Raw genomic sequence first — 15,419 nt, 5'->3', positions numbered from 1 at the left:
ATTAATCAGGTGAGTTAAGTCTCACCTGATTACATTAAAAGACTACTCAGAGCGAATAGCCGATTTAGGCCTGAACGCTTTCACAATTGTAGGGTCTGTTTCTACATAAGGGCCATCAAGTAATTGAATGCAATAAGGAACACTGGCAAAAATACCAGAAACTACCACATTCCCTTCTTTGTCTTTTAAACCTTCCAGAGTTTCCGCAATCGCTTTAGGCTGTCCAGGTAAATTTAAAATCAGAGCTTGGTTACGTATTACCCCCACTTGACGTGATAGTATCGCAGTAGGGACGAATTTCAGGCTAATTTGGCGCATTTGCTCACCAAAACCCGGCATCTCGCGGTCAGCAATCGCAAGGGTTGCATCAGGTGTGACATCGCGACGAGCGGGCCCTGTGCCACCAGTAGTGAGGACTAAATGGCAAGCAAATTCATCCACCAGCTCACATAATGTTTGCTCTATCATGATTTGCTCATCAGGGATCAGGCGAGTTTCGATACGAAAAGGGGTTGTCAGCGTTTTTGCTAACCACTCTTCTAGTGCTGGAATACCTTTGTCTTCATAAATACCACTCGAAGCACGATCAGAAACAGAAACCAGACCTATGCGCAATTCATTCATACAAACCTCAAAAAATTGATCAATTCAGAAACTGTCTACTAATGGATAAACAGGAGCATTATCATAGCATGATGCGCTTTTGCATACAGCGACCTCAATTTTATATCTTGAAATTGAGAACTAACTCAATGAAAAATAGGTATAAAAAAACCCAACCAACTGGCTGGGTTTTAAGAAAAAACGAAATAAATTACAGTAAATCTGCAATCATTTTTTCCAGTTTTTCTTGGTCTACTGCAAACTTACGGATACCGTCAGACAGTTTATCAACCGCCATTGGATCTTGGTTGTGCTGCCAGTAGAACTCAGCTTCAGTTAACTTAGCGCCTGGCTCTTGAGTTTTACCTGTATCAGTCAGTTTACGGACTAATTCACCTTGTGACTCAGACAGTTCTTTCAATAAGCCTGGGGAGATAGTTAAGCGGTCACAACCTGCTAACTCAATGATTTCACCCACGTTACGGAAGCTTGCGCCCATAACCACAGTTTTATAACCGTGAGCTTTGTAGTAATTGTAGATTTCAGTAACAGAAACTACACCTGGATCTTCATGTGGTGCGAATTCTTTTTTATCTGTATTCGCTTTGTACCAGTCAAGGATACGGCCCACAAATGGAGAAATCAGGTATACACCTGCTTCCGCACAAGCGCGTGCTTGAGCAAAAGAGAATAATAAGGTCAGGTTACAGTTAATGCCTTCTTTTTCCAGTTTCTCTGCAGCACGGATACCCTGCCAAGTCGAAGCTAGTTTAATCAGAATACGGTCATTACTGATGCCTGCATCGTTATACATTTTAATTAAGTGACGCGCTTTAGTAATACAAGCTTCTTCATCATAAGAAAGGCGCGCATCAACTTCAGTAGAAATACGACCTGGAACTAATTTCAGAATTTCCAGACCGATATTAACAGCCAGTTTGTCACAAGCATCAACAATTTGTTGCTCACGATTACTGCTTTGCTTACGTGCCCATTCTACCGCTTCATCAATTAATTTACGGTACTCAGGAATTTGTGCAGCATTTAAGATCAGCGATGGATTTGTGGTCGCGTCTTGTGGTTTATAAAGCTTCATCGCTTCGATGTCGCCAGTATCAGCAACAACGGTTGTCAGACTACGTAGTGAGGTTAGTTTATCGGTCATTTCTTTAATCTCGTTGTTATAAAGGAATTGTGGCTATCGCCGCACCGTCTACAGATAATATCATGCATCCATATTGCTGCAAGCAAGTAAATCTAGTCAAAAGCAACTATTTGATTGGCAATCGGTTTCGCTAGCCAATTAGAAACTGAATCCTTTTAGCAAGTTATACTGCGCCCTTATTGTAATAAAGAATAATATTGGTTTGGCTTATCGTATCAATTACCCAATTAGGAAGAATTTTTGCTAAAGTAAGCAGTATCATTCTTTATAAAGGGTCAAGTCATGCTTATTACAATTTCACCTGCAAAAACATTAGACTACGAAAGCCCACTTGCGACGCAGCAATTTACTCAGCCTGAATTACTCACTGAGTCTCAAAAATTAATTAATGTCTGTCGTAAGTTAACCCCTGCGGATATCGCCAGTTTAATGAAAATTAGTGACAAACTTGCAGGGCTCAACGCTGCTCGTTTTGAAGAATGGCATGCGGACTTTACCCCAGAAAATGCACGCCAAGCGATCCTCGCTTTCAAGGGGGATGTTTATACTGGCATGCAAGCTGAAACCTTTTCGCAAGACGATTTTGCGTTTGCCCAATCCCATTTACGCATATTATCAGGTCTTTACGGTATTTTAAGACCGCTAGATTTAATGCAGCCTTATCGCTTAGAAATGGGAATTCGTTTAAAAAATACCCGCGGAAAAGATTTGTATGAGTTTTGGGGAGACATTATCACCAAACAGTTAAATCACACCTTAGCAGAACAGAAAGACCAAATATTGATCAACCTAGCTTCTGATGAGTACTTCAAATCCGTGAATACGAAGAAATTGGATGGTCAAATCATCAAACCTGTTTTCCTTGATGAAAAGAATGGTAAATATAAAGTTATCAGTTTTTATGCAAAAAAAGCGCGGGGTTTAATGAGCCGCTTTATTATCCAAAATAAATTGACGACAACAGACCAACTGGCTGATTTTAATTTGGAAGGCTATCAATTTGATGAAAGCCAATCTAAAGGTAACGAGCTGGTATTTACTCGTTCAGAACAAGCTTAATTCTTAATACATAAAACGTGGGGACTGGCGCACAGCCGATACCCACGTATTTCAAAATACTTCATTCTTTTTTCCAGCTCTATCACAGTTTATTTATAAACTTTCTAGCCAATAACAAATTAGCATTGATTCCTCAGCCTGCTTTTTAGCTTTATGACAGTATAAGTTGAGGTTTTACCCACTATTTTGGAGGTGAAGTATGCCTTATGTTGCATCATCAAAGCGCTATAACGAAATGGAATATCGTTTATGTGGCCGTAGCGGGTTACGATTACCACTCATTTCATTAGGGTTATGGCACAACTTTGGTAATAACAAACCCGTTGATAACTGCCAAGCCATGCTTCGTCATGCTTTTGACCTTGGGATCACCCATTTCGATCTGGCTAATAATTATGGGCCACCTCCTGGATCTGCCGAGAGTACATTTGGCCAAATCATGCAACAAGATTTTCTGCCTTATCGTGATGAAATGATCATTTCATCAAAAGCGGGTTTCACTATGTGGGATGGCCCTTATGGTGACTGGGGAAGTAAAAAATATTTGGTTGCAAGCCTTAACCAAAGCTTGAAGCGAATGGGCTTGGATTATGTGGATATCTTTTATCATCATCGACCTGACCCCAATACCCCATTAGAAGAAACCATGGGAGCGCTAGATCTCATTGTTCGCCAAGGAAAGGCCCTGTATGTAGGGATTTCTAATTACCCAACCAATTTAGCCAAAGAAGCAATTGGTATTCTCAATGAATTGGGGACCCCTTGCCTGATCCACCAGCCTAAATACTCCATGCTAGAACGCACTCCCGAAGAAGATTTACTCGATTTACTGGAAGAAGAAGGGGTGGGCTCTATTGCGTATTCTCCGCTAGCCGGTGGAATTTTAACTGATCGCTACCTTAATGGCATTCCTGCTGATTCACGCGCGGCAGGCAACCCTTCTTTACCCCCTGAAAGGCTCACCTCAACCATTTTATCAAAAGTTAAACAATTGAATGAATTGGCGGTAAAAAGAGGGCAGAAGTTAAACCAAATGGCCTTAGCCTGGTTACTTAGACATGATAGGATCACTTCCGTTCTCATCGGTGCAAGCCGTATTAGCCAAATTGATGATGCAATGGGGATCCTAAAAAATCGTAATTTTACGCAAGAAGAACTCAAAGCCATCGAATTAATATTCGAAAGCGAATAAAACCAATAAGTTGCAGATAACCCTGCAACTTAATAAATTTTATCTTAATTAACGATATTCCCCATTTGCTTTAAACTGCACCACAGAATAAGGCTGAGTACGGCCATCCGGCTGCTCCATCCCTAGGCTACCAATTGGCATACCCGGAACAGAAATTCCTACCACATCCGCCGGTAAGGTATCAATCGCATCAAGACTGCTGACAGGAACATGACCAACAATCACCTTACCTTTGTATTTAGCGATATGGCAACTGCGTAAGTTGTATGGCACATTCAGCTCATCATTCAGTTTGTTCAAGTCATCATAACTGATTTCATTGACCACAACGTCATACCCTGCTTTTTTAACTCCTTCTCCCCATAATTGGCAGCAGCCACAATTTGCATCTTTATACAATTGCACGCTCTGGTTTTGAGAAAATGCAGAAAATGAGAGTAAAAACATTCCACCTAAAATTATCTTTTTCATTGCTATTTACCTTATCAATAATAATGACGAGTACTTAAAAAGTGTCTATTTTTTATGGCGTAACTGGCAGATTAATTTATAAGCTGCAGGAATAATAAATAGGGACAATAATGGCGCGGTGATCATGCCGCCAATCATCGGTGCTGCTATACGGCTCATGACTTCCGAACCGACTCCTGTCCCAAGTAATATTGGCAATAAACCCGCTAAAATTACGGCAACTGTCATGGCTTTAGGACGGACACGTAAAACAGCACCTTCATATAATGCATGGTCTAAATCTTGGTTTGATAACTTGCTTATTCCTTGCTGTTTTTCTTTATCTTCGATTGCATGGCGTAAATAAATCAACATAACTACGCCAAATTCAGCGGCGACACCTGCCAATGCAATAAACCCAGTCCCTGTTGCAACCGATAAATTAAAGTTCATCCAATAAAGGAACCAAATAGCGCCCACTAAAGCAAAAGGTAAGCTTAATAAAATCAGTAATGCTTCACTAAATCGTCTGAATGCTAAATAAAGCAGGACAAAAATAATCAGTATGGTAGCAGGAACCATTAACATTAATTTTTGGTTGGCTCTTTCGAGCAATTCAAATTGTCCCGTAAAGGAATAACTCAAGCCCGGCTTCATTTGGATGTTATCTTTTATTGCGGCATCAATATCTTTAATAACAGAGACCATATCGCGATCACGCGCATCAATATAAATCCAGCTAGTCGGTCTTGCGTTCTCTGTTTTCAACATTGGAGCGCCCATATTCACAGATACATCAGCAACATCACTAAGTACAATTTGCTGTTTGCTCGGCGTTAAAATTGGCAATAATTTCATCGCAGATACGCTATTTCGGTAATCTTGAGGATATCTTATGCTAATTGGGTAACGCTCAATCCCTTCAACCGTTTCCCCGATCATTTCCCCACCAGTCGCCATTGAAATATAAACTTGTACATCACTGATACTCATGCCAAAACGTGCCGCTTTTTCTCTGTCAATTTTGACATCAATATAACGCCCACCAACCAATCGCTCAGCCAAAACAGAAACAACCCCGGGAACCGATTTTGTCACTTTTTCAATTTCTTGGGCTAATGCATCGATCTCATCAAGATCTCTTCCTGACACTTTGATGCCTATAGGGCTTTTGACTCCCGTAGATAACATGTCAATACGATTGCGAATAGGCGGAACCCATAAGTTTGCAACCCCGGGCAAACGCACGGTTTCATCAAGCTCATCAATAATTTTTTCAAGTGTCATCCCTTCTCGCCACTCTGCTTGCGGCTTCAAACGTATCGTTGTTTCAATCATCTCCATAGGGGCTGAGTCCGTTGCCGTTTCAGCTTTACCGACTTTACCAAATACCGTATCGACCTCAGGAATAGTTTTGATTAGCTTATCTGTATTTTGTAGTAAAAATGCCGCTTGGGCAGGCGAAACTCCCGGCAGTGTTGAAGGCATATAAAGTAAGTCACCTTCATTAATCGCAGGAAGAAATTCCCCCCCTAAATGTTTTAATGGCCATATCACGGTAAATAAAGATAAGAAACCAATTAATAAGGTGGTCTTCGGCCATGCTAATACCTTAATTAGAATAGGACTGTAGAGAGCAATCAACCAACGATTCAGTGGATTTTTATTTTCATTTGGAATATTACCGCGGATCCAATACCCCATTAGGATTGGAATCACAATTAACGCTAACGCTGCAGCCCCCGCCATGGCATAGGTTTTTGTAAATGCGAGTGGGCCAAATAAACGGCCTTCTTGTCCTTCCAACGTAAAGATAGGAATAAAAGACAATGTGATAATTAATAAACTGATAAATAATGCCGGCCCAACTTCAACAGCAGAGTCAGTAATAACTTTCCAACGCTGGGTATTATCAATGGCTTTACCTTCATTTTCATGTTGCCATTTTTCTAATTTTTTATGCGCATTTTCGATCATCACAATGGCGGCATCTACCATTGCCCCGATAGCAATTGCAATCCCCCCCAATGACATAATATTTGCATTTATTCCTTGATAACGCATGACAATAAAGGCAATAAATAATCCGAGAGGCAAGGAAATAATTGCGACTAATGCAGAACGGAAATGCCATAGGAAGATAGCGCACACCAATGCGACAACAATAAATTCTTCTAGCAACTTATAGCTTAAATTATCAATCGCGTTATCAATAAGAATACTTCTATCATAAGTTGTGATAATTTCGATGCCTTCCGGTAAACTGGCACTTAAATCTTCAAGTTTCTGTTTTACATCATGGATCACATTACGTGCATTTTCACCTGAGCGAAGCAAGATAATACCACCAACTACCTCGCCTTCCCCATTTAGCTCAGCAACCCCACGACGCATTTCGGGGCCTTCCTGTATTCGAGCAACATCTTGTAGGTAAATTGGCACGCCATTTTCGGGAGTTTTTAGGTAGATTTTATTGAAATCATCAATAGATTGAAGATAGCCACTCGCTCTAACCATATATTCAGCTTCAGCAATTTCAATCGATGAGCCACCCGCTTCTTGGTTAGCCATTTCAACTGCCTGTTTTATTTCAGGTAATGTCACGGAAAATTGGCTGAGCTTGAGCGGGTCAACTAAGATTTGATAAGATTTAACCACACCTCCGACGGTTGCAACTTCGGAAACATTTGGCAAAGCCTTCAATTCATATTTCAAAAACCAATCTTGTAATGAGCGCAGTTCAGCTAGATTATGCTTTCCTGTTTTGTCCACTAAAGCATATTCAAAAACCCAGCCAACCCCTGTCGCATCCGGGCCAATAGAGGCTACCGCACCTTTTGGCAATTGGTTTTGGACTTGATTTAAATATTCTAAAACGCGTGAACGAGCCCAGTATAAATCTGTATTATCTTCAAAAATAACATAAACATATGAGTCACCAAATGCAGAAAAACCCCGTACCGTTTTTGCTCCCGGCACAGATAACATCGTCGTCGTTATTGGGTATGTGACTTGGTTTTCGACCAGTTGGGGCGCTTGCCCTGGATAAGTGGTTTTGATGATCACTTGTACATCAGATAAGTCAGGTAATGCATCAACAGGTGTACTGCGGATACTCCAAATACCCGCAATAACTAAAAACATGACTCCCATTAGGACTAAAAAGCGATTAGCGACTGAGCGTCTTATAATCCATTCCAACATACTCTACTCCTGAGATTTATGTGATGAATGATTAGATGACGCTGAAGGCTCAGGAAGTGCTTCCATCTTGGCTAATGCTCCCGCAATATTCGCTTCGGAATCAATCAGGAAAATCCCCTGAGTCACAATATGCTCACCCACTTGTAGCCCTTCAGATATTGCCGTCATTTGTTGAGATTCACTGAGCACTCGTACTCTTTTCGGAATAAATTCACCATTCTCACCAACAGCAATAACATGTTGTTCTTTCCCTGAATCCACAATGGCTTGTGAAGGGATCAATAAACTTTCATTACCTTCTGCAACTAAATTCAAATATGCAGTCATACCCGGTTTTAATAAATGGCTAGGGTCCGCAATTTCTGTACGAATATTAATTGTACGACTTGCTTGGTCTGCGCTAGGTAATATCAGCCAGTTTTTTACAGTAAATAACTGTGAAGGATAAGCGGGAATAGAAACTGTAAATTCTGTTTGTTTATTCAGTAATTCAGCAACTGACTGAGGAACAGAGGCATTAATCCATAATGGATCTGTTCCTTGTATTTGTGCAATAACAACTTCTTTAGATACGTTCATCCCTAAACGTAGATTAAGTGCAGTAATTACCCCTGAAATAGGTGCTTGGATCGTAAAACGTGATTGGACTTTTCCTGTTTTAATAAACTGAGAAAGTGCTCCCTCTGGCATGCCATTTAAACGTAAACGCTCAATGACGCTATTAAGATCTTGCTGGCTCGCATTCATCTGCTTGAGTGCAAGATATTCACTTTGCGCTTCAACCCATGCAGGGATCGTTAGATCAGCAATAGGACCCCCTTTTTGGATCCTCTCACCAACGGTGAATGGGTAAACTTTTTCAACGAAACCATTTTCTCGCGCTTGCACGATAGCGAATTGATGATCATTAAATGCAATTTCGCCTGGAAATGTTAAGTCATAGCTTAATTTCCCCCACTTTACATCCACCGTTTTAAGTCCTAAATTTTGTGTCTGTGTTGGGTTAATTGTTATCCCTTTGCTATTCGCTGAAGCCAAGTTTTCATCCGCATATTTAGGAACAAGATCCATGTCCATAAACGGGGATTTCCCTGGTTGATCAAACTTGGTATTGGGATACATCGGGTCATACCAATACAATACGGTGCGTTCTTGTTTTTCAACTGGTTGGTTATTATTTTCTACAACGAAAAAATATCGGTAAAATAAAATTGAAATAACGCTCGATAAAATAATTACCAATAGCAATTTGGTCAGGTTAACTAATGACATAACATCTCTCTACCTATTTAGTTTATCTTTTCGACGGATTTCAACATTGAAAGATTGCCTTGTTGTACAAATGAAAATTTTAATTCATCATTTTCTTGTAAGCCGTTAATCATATTTTCATCTTCATAGGTAAAACGCATCGTCATTGGTGGCCAGCCAATACTTTGAATTTCTTTATGATTTATTGTTAACTTTTTATTATCTTTATCAATCGAGATTAGCGTTCCTTCGGTATTGATTGTCGGCTCTGCGACTTTTTCTGGATAAATAGAGTGGTTATGTTCAGCAGCATTTGCATAACTAGTTGCTGTTAACATCGCCATTGAAATTGCAAAAAATACTGTATTTAATTTTTTCATTGTTACCCTCATGATTTTATTAATCCGCCACCTAATGCAGAGAATAAATTTATTTCATTCTTCTGCTGTTCAATTTTCAACATCAATAAATTTTGTTGTTCGGTAAATAAGCTACGCTGTGCTTCAAGAACATCGAGATAGCTCAAACTGCCATATCGATAACTCGCTTGTTTCTGTGTTAAGACGTTTTGCAGCGTGTTGACATATTGTACTTGGGAGATGAGTTGTTTTTCTAAACTCGATTTGATCACTAAGGCATCTTTCACTTCTCGAAATGCTACTTGAATACTTTTTTCGTAATTAGCTATTGCTTTATTTTTTCTGATATTTGCTAATTCTAAATTTCGGCTATTTGTGCCACCAGTAAAAATAGGTAGCGTAATTTTAGGAATAAAATTCCAAATACCATTTGAAGAGTCAAATAACCCTGTTAAAGAATCATTACTGTTTTCAATTCCTGTATTAAAGGAAATAGAAGGAAAGAAAGCGGCTCTTGCTACACCTATACTGGCATTCTCAGAAATAATATTTTGCTCCGCAGCCATAATATCTGGGCGTTTTAATAATATTTCAGAGGGAATATCTGAAGGAGTTGTAATTAAAGGATAGTTTGGCTCGTAGCGTCCTAGATCTAAATTTATTTTTGTTACATAGTCATTTGTCAAAAAATTCAGTAAATTTTCATTTTTTGCAATTTCACTTTCAATTTTTTCGATATTAATAGAAATAGACTGTACTTGCCCTTTAGCTTGTTCTAGGTCTGATAGCGCGGCTTTTCCTGCCGCCACTTTTTGCATTACAATCGATTGACTATTGAGGTAGCTTTGCTTCGTCTCTTGCGCAATTAATAATAATTTCTGGTTATACACCACATCTAAATACGCCTCTGCTACCGTTTTGATTGTGATAATTTGTGTCGCACGCTTCATCTCTTGAGAAGCAATAAACTTTGCTTTATCGGCATCAGATAAATTTTTAATACGCCCAAAAAAGTCCAGTTCATAACTGATATCAACGCCTGCACTGTATTTCTTATTGAAGGATGACCCAGACTCTAATGATTGGCCATAATCGCCGCTCATCGATGAACTAATTTGAGGATATTTTTCTGCTCCTGCTAGCCCAAAACGCACACGAGCTTCTTCTACATCTAAGGCCGCAAGATATAAATCACTGTTTTTCTCAAGCGCAATTTCTATCACGCTTTTCATTTGTGGGTCTTGAATAAATTGAGACCAACTTGGTATTGCTAATTCTGTTTTATCCCGCGCTGTTTTATCCCGCGTTACTACATCAGAAACATTGCCACTGAATTGATGAGGCAAATTAAAATTAGGGCGTTGATATTCAGGGGCAAGCGAAACACAACCAGTCAAAATTAGGGCATAAGCTATTATTAATATTTTAGGGGAATACATGGTATAGCCATGCCTCTAGTGATTAAAATTGTCACTATAGTAAAAAAGGCCTCCTGTTAGATTCATGACATGAAAATGACAAATTTGTCATTTTACATTTCGTTGCCATAGTGCTTAGAATGATTACATTGTTTTCCTGACTGCAGGGCCTGAGATGAAACTACTTATTGTTGAAGATGAACATAAAACGAGAGAATACTTATCTAAAGGCTTAAGTGAGTCCGGGTTTATTGTTGATGCAATCGAAAATGGCATTACAGGCCTGCATATGGCGACAACTGAAGACTATGATTTAATTATTCTTGATGTGATGTTGCCAGATATTAATGGCTGGGAGATTGCTAAAAACTTACGCAATACAGGAAAAAATACGCCAATCCTCATGCTTACTGCTTTAGGTAATGTTGAACATCGAGTCAAAGGGTTAGAGATAGGTGCTGACGATTATCTTGTTAAGCCATTTGATTTTTCTGAGCTACTTGCTCGAGTAAGAACTTTATTACGCAGAGGCAATAACAGCATCCAAAAAACACAATTTACCATTGCTAATTTGCATGTTGACCTGATCAAACGACGCGTTACACGTGAAAATGATAAAATTATACTCACCAGTAAAGAATTTTCATTATTGGAATTTTTTATTCTTCACCAAGGCGAAGTTCTTTCTCGTTCTCTTATCGCCTCAAAAGTTTGGGATATGAATTTTGATAGTGATACCAATGTCATTGATGTTGCAGTTAAAAGGCTGAGGGCTAAAATAGATCAAGGCTATGAACCTAAATTGATTCATACCATTAGAGGGATGGGCTATTTACTCGAGATCCCTGAAAATGATTAAGCTGTTTCGATCTCCTGTCTCTATTTCAATTCGTCTTATTGTTTTGATTAGTATTACTCTCTCCCTCGCCTTACTATTATTTAGCTCGATCATGATCAACTCAGTTATGTTACATTTTAAGCAGCAAGATGAATACACACTTAACCAGTTGAATTTAACGATCCGAAGCTTATTAAATGGCAATTCAGATCCACAAAGTGAGCAATACGCACGAATTAAAACCATTATTAATGAGCATCAAGATGCTACCATTTATCTCATTGATAATAAAGGAAATACATTAGTATCTCCCAATGCAACAGATAAACTTATTACGCACTTAAAAAATTATGATCCTGATAAAAATAACCAAGACGTAGAGCTCAAAGATTATCGTCTATCAGAAAGTCTTATTCAGGTGGGCCCTCCTTCAGAGCCTAAACAATATCGATTAGTTACTGCGCTATCATTAAATTTTCATCATGATTATCTGAGCTCATTAATAAACAGTTTGATTATCAGTGCAATTATACTGTGCTTATTTACTATTCTTGTCGTTTATTTCCTTGTGATAAAGGGATTAAAACCCCTTAAAGATGTAAGCGATGAAATAAAAAATGTCACATCCGAAAACTTAAGCGTCCGTTTAGATCCTGATTCTGTACCTAATGAATTGAAGCAATTAACAAAATCATTTAATCAGATGTTAGTAAAAATTGAAGATGTTTTCGTAAGGCAAACAAATTTTTCGGCAGATATTGCTCATGAAATGCGTACACCAATCACTAATTTAATGACTGAAACTCAAATATCTTTGAGTAAAAACCGCAGTAAAGAAGAGCTAGCTGAAGTGTTATATTCTAATTTGGAAGAATATAACCGACTATCACGAATGATCTCTGATATGCTTTTTCTTGCTCAAGCAGATGATAATAGGCTTATCCCAGAGAAAAAAATCATTAATATTAAAACTGAAATAGAGCTCATATTTGATTATTTTGAATATCTCGCTGAAGAGAATGAAATAAAACTTAAGCTAATTGGGGACACTAGTCCTATTATGGCCGATAAAGACATGTTAAGAAGAGCGATTACTAATTTATTATCAAATGCTATCCGCTACACCCCAAGGGGTGACTCTGTCAGCATTAACATTTCAAATGTAAAAGAGGGTATTGAATTAATCATCAGCAATCCCGGTATAAAAATACCCGAAGAACACTTAGAAAAACTCTTTGATAGATTTTATCGAGTAGATAAATCAAGACAAAGAAAAAATGAAGGAAGTGGAATTGGGTTGGCAATCGTCAAATCAATTATATTAGCGCATAAAGGCAGGATCTCTGTAAAATCAGATGATTTTTCAACACGCTTTACTGTATTTTTACCTATGAAACCAAATTGAATGTCTACCATAAATGGCAATTTTGTCATTTTGTTGTCAGTATTCAGACAGAAATAAAGCCTTATTATAGTTATAAGATAAACTATTTAACTTAATAAGGGTTCACAATGAAAAAATTTATTTTTGCTTTAACACTTGTAGCTGTAACAGGACATGTATCTGCCGCTCAAACTGAAAAAGAAATACATTATAATGCTGCAAATGCATTAAATTTCACTGAAAACAATACTTCTTATTCTAATTTAAAATCGATTAATAGCCATTTAAGTAAAGCGGGTATTTCGACCAATAATGATATCAATTCAACTCAGTCATTCCTTGAGTTAGATGAACACGCCCAAGCTGCTGCTGCATTGAGTTTTACGCAAAACAATACATCACCAATAATGCAAAGTATGATCAGTCGCCACCAAAGCCTATCACCTAACTATAAACAACCGGCAGTAAAAGTTGCGAAATCATTTTCCGAAATGAATGAAAATGAAAAAGCAGTCACTATGTTAAGCTTTCATAAAAACAGCTCATCAGAATCGATTCAAAGTAAAATAATAGAAAATTTAAAAAATAATTAATTGAAATTTTAAAACCATATTATCAAATAACTAATTAATATGGTTTTAAATCAATCAAAATAAGCCTAACCCCCTCGCATTCAATTTTATTAAACCCATTTCATTTTTTATTAAAAACAAATAAAGCTATTTATTGAACATCAAAAAAAATAGTTTATTATTTCTAGGCAGTTCATTTTAATATTAACTTTAAAAGGCGATTATATGTTTAAAAAATCAATCATACTTGCATCTTTATTATTTCCAGCACTCTCTTTGGCTACCCCTATTCTTCCCTTCCCGCCAGAGCCACCTATCCTAAGTATAGACTTAAAAATAGCCTATAACGGAGATGATGATGATGTTTGGTTTCAAGTAAAAAATGGAGATGATGATGATGTTTGGCTGAACATCGAATAAAAGCAATAAGATACCAAATAAAATTTAAAGAATATTTCCCTCATAATGTATAGCCCTATATCCATTTAATATACTCTCTTCGGAAATACTGGTCTATATGCGGTTAAATCAAAAGTAAAGTGGGACCAAATTTAAAAAGCCCCACTTTACCCTTTTTTTCAAAAAATACCCCAAACACAACTATAAAATTAATTAGAAAATAAAATATTACATCATCAATTGCTAATTAATTACTTTAATCACTAAGGGTTTATTAGTTATATAACTAATTAAATATTTGTTATTAATATAAAACAAAAAAATAAAAAAAAGCCATAATACTTTATATTTATCGTAAAATAAATTTAATTACACACATAGATAAATAACTAATTGCTTATTCAAAACCATGAATTACAATTTCATTGCAGTTCATTTTAATTTAAACTTTTAAACGAGGATCTTATATGTATAAAGCATCTATTGTCATAGTATCTTTATTATTCCCAATTCTATCATCTGCAACTTCTTTCCAAGAAAAACATTCTGACAATATTTCTACTTATTCTACTGTTTACGAACAAAGCCATGGAGGAAATGGTGGGAATGGCGGTCATGGTGGTAATGGTGGCAATGGTGGTAATGGCGGCAACGGCGGTAATGGCGGTAATGGCGGCAACGGTAGATAATTTAACTAGTCACTAAATATTTCCCTCCTCACTCGATGAGGGGGGAACGGAGGAATTTATAATGTATAAAAATTACATCTCACTTGGTGTCTTATTAATGAGTTCTATTTCATTTTCAGCATACTCTCACTCCTTATTTAATACTGCATCTAATTGTTTATTAAAAAATGAATTTAATATTAATGAAATTAATAATAAGGTATGTTCGAAACTCCATGGCCAATATTACTATTCTAAATTTTTTAGCTTTGTAAGCTATGGACAAAATGGGAATTCGGGCCAAGCTGGAAATGATAGTCAAGGTGGTCATGGTGGCCATGGGGGTCACGGTGGCCATGGGGGTGATGGTCAAAATGGTGGAAATGGCGGAACGGGATCAAATAACGGTAATGGTAGCAATGGTGGTAACGCAGAAGAAGGCAGTAATGGCAATGGAGGAAATGGCGGCAATGGCAGTATAACTGGAGGTGATGGTGGAAATGGCGGTGATGGCGATGGTGGTGGTAGTGGTGGGAATGGCGGTAATGGAACGGTAAATGGCAATGGGGGTAATGGAGGGCATGGTGGAACTAATGGCGGTAACGGGGGTAATGGGGGCAACGGCTCTGGTAGTGGTAATGGCGGCAATGGGGGTAATGGTAGCCAAGGAGGAAAAGGAGGACGCGGTGGACCTGATGGCGGTAGAGACGGGCACGATGGCATTAGCTCAATGTGACAAACCAATCCGTTAAAAGTGTATAAGTGATGTGGCAATATGAAACCCTATAATTATCTTAATAAAAGATGGTATTACCAATAAAAACGGAAGCTTTCGCTTCCGTTTTTTGTACTCTAGC

General features: G+C 37.9%; 15 protein-coding genes. 8 read left to right on the top strand and 7 right to left on the bottom strand.

Going from position 1 to position 15,419, the window contains the following annotated elements:
• Window positions 1–42: 42 nt before the first annotated feature.
• Both mog and tal read right to left on the bottom strand, forming a co-directional pair.
• Window positions 43–624, bottom strand: a complete 582-nt coding sequence (mog, locus tag CYG50_RS01895; RefSeq protein WP_102138975.1) for a molybdopterin adenylyltransferase — start codon at window positions 622–624, stop codon at window positions 43–45.
• A 190-nt stretch (window positions 625–814) separates the two neighbouring features.
• Window positions 815–1,768: a transaldolase gene (tal, locus tag CYG50_RS01890; RefSeq protein ID WP_102138974.1), complete on the bottom strand. Its 954-nt coding sequence runs from the start codon at window positions 1,766–1,768 to the stop codon at window positions 815–817.
• 282 nt (window positions 1,769–2,050) lie between these two features.
• Here tal and yaaA point away from each other — a divergent pair, with 282 nt between their 5' ends.
• Both yaaA and CYG50_RS01880 read left to right on the top strand, forming a co-directional pair.
• Entirely contained in the window at window positions 2,051–2,827 is a 777-nt protein-coding gene (gene yaaA / locus CYG50_RS01885; RefSeq protein ID WP_102138973.1) for a peroxide stress protein YaaA, read from the top strand.
• Window positions 2,828–3,026: 199 nt separating this feature from the next.
• A complete protein-coding gene (locus tag CYG50_RS01880) occupies window positions 3,027–4,019 on the top strand; it encodes an aldo/keto reductase (protein WP_102138972.1) in 993 nt (330 codons plus the stop codon).
• 48 nt (window positions 4,020–4,067) lie between these two features.
• Here CYG50_RS01880 and CYG50_RS01875 read toward each other — a convergent pair whose 3' ends face one another.
• Genes CYG50_RS01875 through CYG50_RS01855 form a run of 5 tightly spaced genes read right to left on the bottom strand, consistent with a single transcriptional unit; the run spans window position 4,068 to window position 10,722 of the window.
• Window positions 4,068–4,490, bottom strand: coding sequence for a DUF411 domain-containing protein (locus CYG50_RS01875; protein ID WP_102138971.1), 423 nt, complete (start codon window positions 4,488–4,490; stop codon window positions 4,068–4,070).
• 45 nt (window positions 4,491–4,535) lie between these two features.
• On the bottom strand, window positions 4,536–7,673 hold the full coding sequence (locus CYG50_RS01870; RefSeq protein ID WP_102138970.1) for an efflux RND transporter permease subunit: 3,138 nt from the start codon (window positions 7,671–7,673) through the stop codon (window positions 4,536–4,538).
• 3 nt (window positions 7,674–7,676) lie between these two features.
• Window positions 7,677–8,945 carry an efflux RND transporter periplasmic adaptor subunit gene (locus CYG50_RS01865; RefSeq protein WP_102138969.1) on the bottom strand — a complete coding sequence of 423 codons (1,269 nt, stop codon included), beginning with the start codon at window positions 8,943–8,945 and terminating at the stop codon, window positions 7,677–7,679.
• 17 nt (window positions 8,946–8,962) lie between these two features.
• Entirely contained in the window at window positions 8,963–9,304 is a 342-nt protein-coding gene (locus CYG50_RS01860; protein ID WP_229597530.1) for a copper-binding protein, read from the bottom strand.
• A gap of 8 nt (window positions 9,305–9,312) precedes the next feature.
• Window positions 9,313–10,722, bottom strand: coding sequence for an efflux transporter outer membrane subunit (locus tag CYG50_RS01855; RefSeq protein WP_102138967.1), 1,410 nt, complete (start codon window positions 10,720–10,722; stop codon window positions 9,313–9,315).
• A gap of 154 nt (window positions 10,723–10,876) precedes the next feature.
• Between CYG50_RS01855 and CYG50_RS01850 the strand changes: the two genes are divergently transcribed.
• The 6 genes from CYG50_RS01850 (at window position 10,877) to CYG50_RS01825 (ending at window position 15,298) form a co-directional block, all read left to right on the top strand.
• The gene (locus tag CYG50_RS01850; RefSeq protein ID WP_102138966.1) at window positions 10,877–11,560 is read left to right on the top strand and encodes a heavy metal response regulator transcription factor; all 684 of its coding nucleotides are present in this window, start codon (window positions 10,877–10,879) and stop codon (window positions 11,558–11,560) included.
• Complete coding sequence (locus CYG50_RS01845; protein WP_102138965.1) at window positions 11,553–12,944, top strand: Cu(+)/Ag(+) sensor histidine kinase; 1,392 nt, start codon at window positions 11,553–11,555, stop codon at window positions 12,942–12,944. The genes CYG50_RS01850 and CYG50_RS01845 overlap by 8 nt, the downstream gene beginning before the upstream one ends.
• A gap of 107 nt (window positions 12,945–13,051) precedes the next feature.
• Window positions 13,052–13,516 carry a PcoE/SilE family metal-binding protein gene (locus tag CYG50_RS01840; protein ID WP_102138964.1) on the top strand — a complete coding sequence of 155 codons (465 nt, stop codon included), beginning with the start codon at window positions 13,052–13,054 and terminating at the stop codon, window positions 13,514–13,516.
• A gap of 204 nt (window positions 13,517–13,720) precedes the next feature.
• Window positions 13,721–13,915, top strand: a complete 195-nt coding sequence (locus CYG50_RS01835; protein WP_102138963.1) for a hypothetical protein — start codon at window positions 13,721–13,723, stop codon at window positions 13,913–13,915.
• 446 nt (window positions 13,916–14,361) lie between these two features.
• A complete protein-coding gene (locus CYG50_RS01830) occupies window positions 14,362–14,583 on the top strand; it encodes a hypothetical protein (protein WP_102138962.1) in 222 nt (73 codons plus the stop codon).
• Window positions 14,584–14,644: 61 nt separating this feature from the next.
• Window positions 14,645–15,298, top strand: coding sequence for a hypothetical protein (locus tag CYG50_RS01825; protein ID WP_102138961.1), 654 nt, complete (start codon window positions 14,645–14,647; stop codon window positions 15,296–15,298).
• Window positions 15,299–15,419 lie beyond the last annotated feature (121 nt).

The organism is Providencia huaxiensis (assembly GCF_002843235.3).
In the GTDB taxonomy this organism is placed as follows: domain Bacteria; phylum Pseudomonadota; class Gammaproteobacteria; order Enterobacterales; family Enterobacteriaceae; genus Providencia; species Providencia huaxiensis.
The sequence above is the reverse complement of the archived record's forward strand: the minus strand, read 5'-3'. Positions and strand labels throughout refer to the sequence as shown.

Excerpts from the sequence above, each read along its gene's own strand:
- mog (WP_102138975.1), bottom strand. The coding sequence starts at position 624 with ATGAATGAATTGCGCATAGGTCTGGTTTCTGTTTCTGATCGTGCTTCG.
- tal (WP_102138974.1), bottom strand. The coding sequence starts at position 1,768 with ATGACCGATAAACTAACCTCACTACGTAGTCTGACAACCGTTGTTGCT.
- yaaA (WP_102138973.1), top strand. The coding sequence starts at position 2,051 with ATGCTTATTACAATTTCACCTGCAAAAACATTAGACTACGAAAGCCCA.
- CYG50_RS01880 (WP_102138972.1), top strand. The coding sequence starts at position 3,027 with ATGCCTTATGTTGCATCATCAAAGCGCTATAACGAAATGGAATATCGT.
- CYG50_RS01875 (WP_102138971.1), bottom strand. The coding sequence starts at position 4,490 with ATGAAAAAGATAATTTTAGGTGGAATGTTTTTACTCTCATTTTCTGCA.
- CYG50_RS01870 (WP_102138970.1), bottom strand. The coding sequence starts at position 7,673 with ATGTTGGAATGGATTATAAGACGCTCAGTCGCTAATCGCTTTTTAGTC.
- CYG50_RS01865 (WP_102138969.1), bottom strand. The coding sequence starts at position 8,945 with ATGTCATTAGTTAACCTGACCAAATTGCTATTGGTAATTATTTTATCG.
- CYG50_RS01860 (WP_229597530.1), bottom strand. The coding sequence starts at position 9,304 with ATGAAAAAATTAAATACAGTATTTTTTGCAATTTCAATGGCGATGTTA.
- CYG50_RS01855 (WP_102138967.1), bottom strand. The coding sequence starts at position 10,722 with ATGTATTCCCCTAAAATATTAATAATAGCTTATGCCCTAATTTTGACT.
- CYG50_RS01850 (WP_102138966.1), top strand. The coding sequence starts at position 10,877 with ATGAAACTACTTATTGTTGAAGATGAACATAAAACGAGAGAATACTTA.
- CYG50_RS01845 (WP_102138965.1), top strand. The coding sequence starts at position 11,553 with ATGATTAAGCTGTTTCGATCTCCTGTCTCTATTTCAATTCGTCTTATT.
- CYG50_RS01840 (WP_102138964.1), top strand. The coding sequence starts at position 13,052 with ATGAAAAAATTTATTTTTGCTTTAACACTTGTAGCTGTAACAGGACAT.
- CYG50_RS01835 (WP_102138963.1), top strand. The coding sequence starts at position 13,721 with ATGTTTAAAAAATCAATCATACTTGCATCTTTATTATTTCCAGCACTC.
- CYG50_RS01830 (WP_102138962.1), top strand. The coding sequence starts at position 14,362 with ATGTATAAAGCATCTATTGTCATAGTATCTTTATTATTCCCAATTCTA.
- CYG50_RS01825 (WP_102138961.1), top strand. The coding sequence starts at position 14,645 with ATGTATAAAAATTACATCTCACTTGGTGTCTTATTAATGAGTTCTATT.